Here is an 8,175-nt window from a genome sequence, read left to right on the forward strand (position 1 = left end):
GGTGGGGGTGGCGGGGACGACGAGTGTCGCCGCCGCTGGGTCGTCGGGTCTGGCGGCGGTTACGGTGAGCGGGGCCGTGATCGGGCATGTCGCGCCGGACGCGATCGGTGCCGCTGATCCGTTCTGGAACCCGATGCTTCCGCGCCCTGATACTGCTGCGTTGGTCAAGGGGGCGGGGATTCAGAGCTTGGACTTTGATGCCGGCGGGTCCAGCGATCTCTACCACTTCGAGGACGGCGGCTGGCTCAGCCCTGACCCCAGCGGTTCGGGCCCGTACCAGTCCCTCACGCCGCGGTTCAGCTTTGATCAGTTCGCGACGACCGCGCGGGCCGGGGGCGCTGGAATCGTCGTCCATGTCAACTACGGGACCGGTCCCACCGACACTGCGGCTGATCCCAGCACCGCGCAGCAGCCCAAGCCTGGGACTCCGGAGGAGGCCGCGGCCTGGGTTCGGTATGCCAACCGTACGCACGATTACGGCGTCCGGGACTGGGTGATCGGTGAGGAGACGTACCTCAACGGCTGGCATCCCATGCCGGCCGGCTTCCCGTTGGAGCCCGATGCCCATACCGACAAGTCTCCGGCTGCCTATGCGCGCAACTCCATCGCCTTCGCCCGCGCGATGAAGGCGGTGGACCCGGGTATCCGCGTCGGCGTGGAGCTCGTGGCCTACAACCCCGCGGACGCCGGGCAACCCGGCATTGACATGTACGGCAAGCTCTGGGACGACGCCGTGCTCGCCACCCCCGGTCTGGCCGATGCCGTCGACTTCGCGGACGTCCACTGGTATCCCTCGCCCGCCCTGGGTGACTCTGACGCGACCATCCTGGGCTCCACCAGTGCCATCGGCCCCGCGCTGGACCACCTGCGGAGCCAGCTGGAGCAGGCCTCCAGCCCGGGCCACCGGCTGGCTCTGGTGGTCGGCGAGACCAACTCCGCCGGCGACTCGCCCACCCAGCAGCAGGTCACCGCGGTCAACGCCCTCTATCTGATGGATGACAACCTCACCCTGTTGCAGCACGGCGCGTCTGCGGTCGACTGGTGGGCCTTGTACAGCGGCCCGAACTCCACCAGCGACGGCGGCTGGGGCGACCTCGGGCTGCTCTCCTCCGGCACCTGCCCCGTCGACCAGCCCGGCAAGACCGGCTGCGAGCCGCCGACCGGCACGCCTTTCGCCCCGTACCAGACGATGCGGCTGCTCACGACCGCGCTCAAGGGCGGCGGTCAGTTGCTGGCGACCACGACGACCGGCGGCGGCACAGGTAGTACAGATGGCACAGGTAGTACAAGTAGTACAGATGGCACAGGCAGTACAGGCGGCACACTCTCGGTCCACGCGATCCGGCGTGCGGACGGCACGCTCGCCTTCGTCCTCCTCAACGAAGACCCCCAGCAGGCCCAGACGATCCACCTGACCGTGCCGTGCGGCTACCAGGCTGTCCGCCCCTCAGCTGGCAGCCGGGCGACACCGCCGTCACCTCACACACCGGGCCGGCGCCGACCACTCTCGCGCCCTACTCCGCTACCGTGATCCTTTTCCGTCATGCCAGCTAGTGGGGGCAGGTTGTGGAAGTCAATTACGTCTGCCAGGCAGCGTCCGCGCTGCGTCCCAACGACGACTTCGTCTTAGCCACCGAGTCTTTCGTCATCGTGCTGGACGGTGCGACGGCACCGGCCGGCGTCGACTCCGGCTGCGTCCACGACGTGCCGTGGCTGGTCGCGCGCCTCGGGGCGAATCTCGCGGGTTTGCTGCTGCGCGAGCCGCGTGCGGGGTTGGTGGACGTCCTGCGCCGGGGGATCGCGGCGACGATGGGCGAGCACGCTGACACCTGCGATCTGGAGAACCTCGACAGCCCGTCGAGCACAGCGGTGATGCTGCGGTGCGGCGCGCAGACCGTCGACTACATCGTGCTCGGTGATTCGGCGATCGTGATCGAGCACAGTGCTGGTGCTGGTGCTGGTGCCAGTGCCACCGAGCTGACCATCGCGCATGACGACCGCACGGCCCACCTCTCCGACTACTCCGTCAGGGGTGTCAGCCGTCTGCGTAACACGGACGAGGGTTTCTGGATCGCGTCGAACCGGCCCGAGGCCGCGGACAAGGCGATCGTCGGCAGCATCCCGATCGGCGACGTCACCCGAGTCGCGCTCATGACCGACGGCATCACGCGCCTGGTCGAGCGGTACGGCCGCACGTGGCTTGATGTGCTGGAGCGGATGGACAAGTACGGGCCGCGGGAGGTGGTCGCCGATGTCCGGGCCGAAGAGCTCGCCACGCCGTCGGGCACCTATCGCGGCAAAGTCCACGACGACGCCACCGCCGTCTTCTGCCGCTTCTGACTCGAGCCTGCCGCGCCTACTGATCACCGCTCGGCTACCGTGAGGCCATGCTGGTGACCAATCACGTCCTGTCCGGAGCGGTGATCGGCGCCGCCGTGCGGCGTCCGCTGCCCGCCTTCGCGATCGGGGTCGCGTCGCACTTCGCGCTCGACTCGCTGCCGCATTGGGGCGAGTGGGAGAGCGAGAGCCACTTCCTGCGGGTGGCTGTCGCCGACGGGCTGACCGGACTGGCCGCCATGGGGATCGTGACGCGGGCCGTGTTGCGCACGCCGGCGGCCGGGCGGACCAAGCTGGTCGCCTCCGTGGTGCTCGGGATGGCCGGGGCCGCGCTTCCGGACCTGGACAAGCCCGCGCACATCATCTTCAAGCGCAAGCTGTGGCCGGACGCGGTGAATCGCTTCCACAGCCGTATCCAAGACGAGGCGCCGCATCGGTTCGTCTCGCACGAGTTGGTCGCCGCCACCGGGTTCGCGTTGTCGGCGGCGGCGTTGATCAAGCGGCGCGGGGTGCGCGCTTAGCCAGCGAAGTTAGCCAGCGAAGTTAGCCAGCGGAGCCAGCGAAGTTAGCCAGCAGAGCTAGCTGCTGTCAGTTAGCAGCTAGCTCGCGAAGCGCACGCCGGGGTAGACGGCCGGGCCTCGGTCCACCGGCAGCGGTTCGGTGGCCACCGTCGCCGCCAGCCGCACCACCTCGTCGCTGATGTCGGGCTCCGGGAGGGCCGCGGCTGCCGCGGCCGGGGCCGGTTTGGGTTTGCGCGGGACGCGCGCGCCGGAGGAGCCTCCCCGTCCCGGGTACACCAGCAGCCCGTTGACCGGATCGGGGACGGCGTCCAGGGCCGCCTTCACCAGCGTCGCGTCGCGGAAGGCGGACCAGCCGCCGACCGTGGTGTCCTCCGGGAAGCAGAGCTCGAGCACCACACCCCAGGGACGTTCGACCCAGGCCCAGTCCTCCGCGCCGTACTCCAGCGCGGTGCGGATCAGGTCACGGCCGTGCGTGTCCTTCCAGGAGGTCGCGGAGAACTCGCCGTCCGTCACCTCGATCGACCACCATTCGCCCACCCCGCCACGGTAGGCCGGGGCCGGGGGCAAGAGAAGGGTTCGGCGGGCTTCTTCGGCGGCGTTCGCCACGGGCGAACAGATTATGCGAAATTCCTACCCTGATTGAGTGGGTGGAGCCGCCGCGCCGGCTACGCCGTACCGATCAGACCGTGCCGACTACACCGAGCCGGCCGGGCCCGTGCCGCTGAGGACCGCGGCGACGGCGTCGGCCAGCGGCTCGACGTCGGCCAGGTCCAGGTAGGCGATCGTGATCCGGATGCCGGGCGGGCTGTCGACGCGGAACCAGATGCCCGGAGCCACCGCCCAGCCGGCCGCCAGCAAGCCGCTGACCACGATCGCCTCCTCCGGAACCGGAATCCAGACATTGATACCGGAGGTGCCGAAGGCCTCGATCCCGCGCGCGGCCAGGGCGGCGACCAGGGTGTCGCGGCGTTCCTTGTAGACCCCGGCCGCCTGGATGATCTGTGCCTCGACCGTCTCGTCCGTCCACAGTCGCTGCACCTGGGCCTGGATCAGGTGGCTGACCCAGCCGGCGCCGAGCCGGAGCCGGCCGGCCATCCGCCCGCCGGTGGTGGCGTCCGCGGCGACCACGGCGCAGCGCAGGTCGGGGCCGTAGGCCTTGGACAGCGAGCGGATGTGGGCCCAGAGCTCGGTGCTGCCGGCCAGGGTGTGCAGGCCGTGGTGCCGGGTGAGGTCGGCGCCGTGGTCGTCCTCGATCAGCAGGACTTCGCGGTGCCCGGCCAGGACCTTGCGCAGGGCCTTGGCGCGTGCGGCGGACACGGCGGCGCCGGTGGGGTTCTGGGCGCGGCTGGTGATGATCACCGCGCGCACGCCCCGCTTCAGCGCGGCCGCCAGTCCCTCCGGGGTCATGCCCTCGGCGTCGATCGGGACCGGCACGGCGGTCAGGTTCATGGCCGGCAGCAGCCGGTAGACGGTGCCCCAGCCGGGGTCCTCGACCGCCACCGAGTCGCCGGGGCGCAGGTGTGCGGACAGCGCGCGGTCGACGGCGTCCCCGGCGCCGAAGGTGAGCAGCAGGTCGTCGGTCGGGACGTGGTCGGCGCCGAGGCGGGCCCGGGCGGTCTTCAGCAGTTCCGGAAGGATCGACTCGTCCTTATGAAGGCGTTGCGACACGCTGCTCGGGAAGACCAGTTCCGGCAGCAGGCGGCGGTCCGGGTCGCCGGTGACCAGGTCCTTGGCGCCCGGCGGGATCTGGAAGGAGAGGTTGCGCGGGGCGGTGGCGGGCTGCGTGCGCACCCGGGTCCCGCGGCGGCCGGCGGTCTCCACGGCGCCGCGGTCGCGCAGCAGGCGGTAGGCGGCCGAGACGGTGTTCGGGTTGACCGACAGTTCCGCGGCGAGGTCCCGGATCGGGGGCAGCGCCTGGCCCGGGGCCAGGCTGCCGTGCGCGATGCCGGCCTCGATCGACGCCGCGATCTGGCTGGCGCCGCGGCCGGAGATTTTGTACGCTGCCGGTGACGGTGTTTGAACTACCACAGTTACTAGTTTGCACTAGGACGAAAAATGACGCAACTACGCGACGCCGAAACCGAGTCCTGTCCCCACGGTCCGGGAGCCCAGGGCGCCTACGAACAGACCCCACGCAATACCGCGACCCGCTACCAGGACCGGGTCGACTACGACCGCGCCGCCGTCCACGCCGTACTCGACGAGGCGCTGGTCTGCCACCTGGCCTTCGTCGCCGACGGCCGCCCGGTGGTCCTGCCCACGGTCCACGCCCGGATCGGCGACCGGCTGTACGTGCACGGCTCCAGCGGCGGCCGATTCTCCTCGCTCGACGGCCAGGCGGTCGGCGTGACCGTCACGCTGCACGACGCGCTGGTCCTGGCCCGCTCCTGGTTCCACCACTCGGTGGCCTTCCGCAGCGTCGTGGTGCACGGCACGGCCCGCGTCGTCGCCGACCCCGCCGAACGCCTCGACGCCATGCGGGCCCTGATCGACCACATCGCACCCGGCCGCACCGCCGAGTCGCGCGAGCCCACCCGCAAGGAACTGGCCTCCACCGCGATCCTGGCCGTGGATCTGGAGCAGGTCTCGCTGAAGTCGCGCGGGGACGACGTCGTCGACGACGAAGAGGACCTGGCGCTTCCGTACTGGGCCGGCAGTATCCCGCTGGCCGTGACCGCCGGAGTGGCCAAGCCGAGCCCGGATTTGCGGGACGGTATCGACGCGCCGGAGTACGCGCAGCGCTATGTGCGGCCGCGCGCCTGCGACCACGAGCACTGAACAGGACAGGCTGACAGGACAGGCTGCTAGCAGAGCCGGCCCAGGACACTGGCGTCCCGAGCCGGCGTCGGCGGCCTGGATCAGCGAATCCGCTGAATGATCGTCGCGATCCCCAACGCCCCGCCCTGGCACATCGTCAGCAGCGCGAACTCCTTGTTGGCGCGCTCCAACTCGTGCAGCGCCGTCGTGAACAGGCGCGCGCCGGTGGCGCCGACCGGGTGCCCGATGGCCAGCGCGCCGCCGTTGACGTTCACCCGGTCCTGGTCTACGCGGTGTGCGCGGGCCCAGGACACCACCACGGACGCGAAGGCCTCGTTGATCTCGAACAGGTCGATGTCGTCGACGGTCATCCCGGCCTTGGCCAGCACCGCGGTGGTGGCCGGGATCGGGCCGTCGAGGTGGAAGTAGGGGTCGGAGCCGACCATCACCTGCGCGACGACGCGGGCCCGCGGGCGCAGGCCCAGGGCGACCGCCGTGCCCCGGGACGCCCACAGCACCGCGGCGGCGCCGTCGGAGATCTGGGAGGCGGTGCCGGCGGTGTGGATGCCGTCGGGGAGAACAGGTTTCAGTCCGGCCAGGCCCTCGCGGGTGGTGTCGCGCAGCCCCTGGTCGCGGCCGACCCCGCGCCACATGCCGTGCTCGTCGCGCTCGTCCTCGCGGGTCGGGACCTGGACCTCGAAGACCTCGCGGTCGAACCGGCCCTCGGCCCACGCCCGCTTGGCCCGGGCCTGCGAGAGCACGCCCAACTCGTCGACATCGTCGCGGGTAATCCCGTGCTTGCGCGCGATCCGTTCGGCGGCCTCGAACTGGTTCGGCATGTCCAGGTTCCACTCGTCCGGCCGCGGAGAGCCGAAGCCGGATTTGGCGTTGGCGCCGAGCGGGACCCGGGACATCGCCTCCACCCCGCAGCCGATGCCGATGTCCACGGTGCCGCCGGCGACCATCGTGGCCATCAGGTTGTTCGCCTGCTGCGAGGAGCCGCACTGGCAGTCGATCGTGGTGGCCGCGGTCGAGTAGGGCAGACCCATCGCCAGCCACGCCGTGCGCGCGACGTTGAACCCCTGCTCGCCGGCCTGGGTGACACAGCCCCCGACGATCTGCTCGACCGCGTCGGCCGGCACGCCGGTGCGCTTGAGCAGCTCCCGGTAGGTCTCGCCGAGCAGGTAGGCGGGGTGCAGGTTGGCGAGGTCGCCGTTGCGCTTGCCGATCGGGGTGCGGACGGCCTCGACGATGACGGCTTCGGACATGGACGCCCCTCCTGCCGGACTCCGGGATTCCGGAACTCCTCCAGAAACTGATACAGGTTCTAGTTTTGCGAACCTAACAGCAATCCGGCGACAAGGGAACGGGCCGCCTGAGAGGAACTCCGGCGGCCCCCTTTCCTTGGGGTCCGCGTCACAGCGCGGGATCCGTCAGCAGCCGCAGGCGCCCCCACAGGCGCAACTGCTTCCGCTCTGACAGCCGCACTTGCAGCCGCCTCCGCAGCTACAGCTCCCGGCCTCCGGCTCGAGGACGACGATCGGCAGCACCCGGCTCCCGGCGGGCGTCGGCGGGGTGTCTTCGGCGGGTGATCGCTGGACTTCCGACAATGACTGCTTCGCCATAGCGCCTCCTTCGCTGGCGGCGGTCCTGGCTTCGCGGCGGGGATCCGTCACAAGCCGCCAATGCCGCCGCTTTCCAGTCAAAACGGAGATGTGGCCGGGGTCAATGGCCTGTCGGGACACGCCACCCGGCGCGCTACGGGGCGGGCGCGGGTTCGAGCCCTGCTGAAACGTGTGGCGCACCACATCGGCTCCTCACGCGCGAGACGCCCGGTCCGGATACGCTCGGGAGCATGTCTGAGCTGATCTTGCTCCGCCACGGCGAGACCGAGTGGAGCCGGTCCGGGCGCCACACCGGCCTGACCGACCTGCCGCTGACCACCGTCGGCGAGGACCAGGCCCGCGCCGCCGCCAAACTCCTGGCCGGCCGCACATTCGGCGCCGTCTACACCAGCCCCCTGACGCGCGCCGTGCGCACCGCCGAGCTCGCCGGCCTGACCGGCGCGATCGAGGACCCCGACCTGCTGGAGTGGGACTACGGCGGCTATGAGGGGATAACGACCGACGAGATCCACCAGAGCCGGCCCGGCTGGTACCTGTGGGACGACGGCATCGTGCCCGGCGACCACGAGCACCCCGGCGAGACCATCGAGCAGGTCGGGGCCAGGGTGGACCGGGTGCTGGCGAAGGTGCGGCCGATGCTGGCCGACGGGGACGGCCAGGACGTGTGCCTGGTCGCGCACGGGCACGTGCTGCGGGTGCTGTGCTCGCGCTGGCTCGGGCTGCCGGCGCCGGACGGGCGGTTCTTCCGGCTGGACACCGCCGCGGTGTCGCGGCTCGGGTTCGAGCATGCGCGGCCGGTGGTGGACGGGCTGAACCAGCAGGGGTAGGGCCACGCTCTGGGCGGGCTGAGTCACCGGCAGGGTAGGGCCACGCTCTGGGCGGGCTGAACCATCAGCACTGGTAGGGCCCCGCCCTACCAGGGGGCAAACCACCCA

7 protein-coding genes and 1 pseudogene are annotated in these 8,175 nt (G+C 70.9%); 5 read left to right on the forward strand and 3 right to left on the reverse strand.

Annotation, left to right across the window (positions count from 1 at the left end):
- The 3 genes and pseudogenes from IZR01_RS46225 to IZR01_RS46235 form a co-directional block, all read left to right on the forward strand.
- Positions 1–1,531, forward strand: a pseudogene (locus IZR01_RS46225) (hypothetical protein); the annotation flags it as partial.
- Positions 1,532–1,566: 35 nt separating this feature from the next.
- Entirely contained in the window at positions 1,567–2,340 is a 774-nt protein-coding gene (locus IZR01_RS46230; protein WP_323747293.1) for a protein phosphatase 2C domain-containing protein, read from the forward strand.
- Between the two features lie 47 nt (positions 2,341–2,387).
- A complete protein-coding gene (locus tag IZR01_RS46235) occupies positions 2,388–2,858 on the forward strand; it encodes a metal-dependent hydrolase (RefSeq protein ID WP_194899112.1) in 471 nt (156 codons plus the stop codon).
- Between the two features lie 78 nt (positions 2,859–2,936).
- Here the strand turns inward: IZR01_RS46235 and IZR01_RS46240 are convergent, their stop codons facing one another.
- Both IZR01_RS46240 and IZR01_RS46245 read right to left on the reverse strand, forming a co-directional pair.
- Complete coding sequence (locus IZR01_RS46240) at positions 2,937–3,395, reverse strand: hypothetical protein (RefSeq protein ID WP_194927535.1); 459 nt, start codon at positions 3,393–3,395, stop codon at positions 2,937–2,939.
- Positions 3,396–3,551: 156 nt separating this feature from the next.
- Positions 3,552–4,886, reverse strand: a complete 1,335-nt coding sequence (locus tag IZR01_RS46245; RefSeq protein WP_194927536.1) for an aminotransferase class I/II-fold pyridoxal phosphate-dependent enzyme — start codon at positions 4,884–4,886, stop codon at positions 3,552–3,554.
- Between the two features lie 27 nt (positions 4,887–4,913).
- On the opposite strand from IZR01_RS46245, the gene IZR01_RS46250 reads away from it, so the two are divergent.
- Positions 4,914–5,636, forward strand: coding sequence for a pyridoxamine 5'-phosphate oxidase family protein (locus IZR01_RS46250; RefSeq protein WP_194899109.1), 723 nt, complete (start codon positions 4,914–4,916; stop codon positions 5,634–5,636).
- An 80-nt stretch (positions 5,637–5,716) separates the two neighbouring features.
- Here the strand turns inward: IZR01_RS46250 and IZR01_RS46255 are convergent, their stop codons facing one another.
- Positions 5,717–6,883: a steroid 3-ketoacyl-CoA thiolase gene (locus IZR01_RS46255; protein ID WP_194927537.1), complete on the reverse strand. Its 1,167-nt coding sequence runs from the start codon at positions 6,881–6,883 to the stop codon at positions 5,717–5,719.
- 587 nt (positions 6,884–7,470) lie between these two features.
- On the opposite strand from IZR01_RS46255, the gene IZR01_RS46260 reads away from it, so the two are divergent.
- Complete coding sequence (locus tag IZR01_RS46260) at positions 7,471–8,067, forward strand: histidine phosphatase family protein (protein WP_194899107.1); 597 nt, start codon at positions 7,471–7,473, stop codon at positions 8,065–8,067.
- Positions 8,068–8,175 lie beyond the last annotated feature (108 nt).

Origin of the sequence: Catenulispora pinisilvae (genome assembly GCF_015356865.1) — a bacterium.
Taxonomy (GTDB): Bacteria; Actinomycetota; Actinomycetes; order Streptomycetales; family Catenulisporaceae; genus Catenulispora; species Catenulispora pinisilvae.

Excerpts from the sequence above, each read along its gene's own strand:
- IZR01_RS46235 (WP_194899112.1), top strand. The coding sequence starts at position 2,388 with ATGCTGGTGACCAATCACGTCCTGTCCGGAGCGGTGATCGGCGCCGCC.
- IZR01_RS46250 (WP_194899109.1), top strand. The coding sequence starts at position 4,914 with ATGACGCAACTACGCGACGCCGAAACCGAGTCCTGTCCCCACGGTCCG.
- IZR01_RS46255 (WP_194927537.1), bottom strand. The coding sequence starts at position 6,883 with ATGTCCGAAGCCGTCATCGTCGAGGCCGTCCGCACCCCGATCGGCAAG.
- IZR01_RS46260 (WP_194899107.1), top strand. The coding sequence starts at position 7,471 with ATGTCTGAGCTGATCTTGCTCCGCCACGGCGAGACCGAGTGGAGCCGG.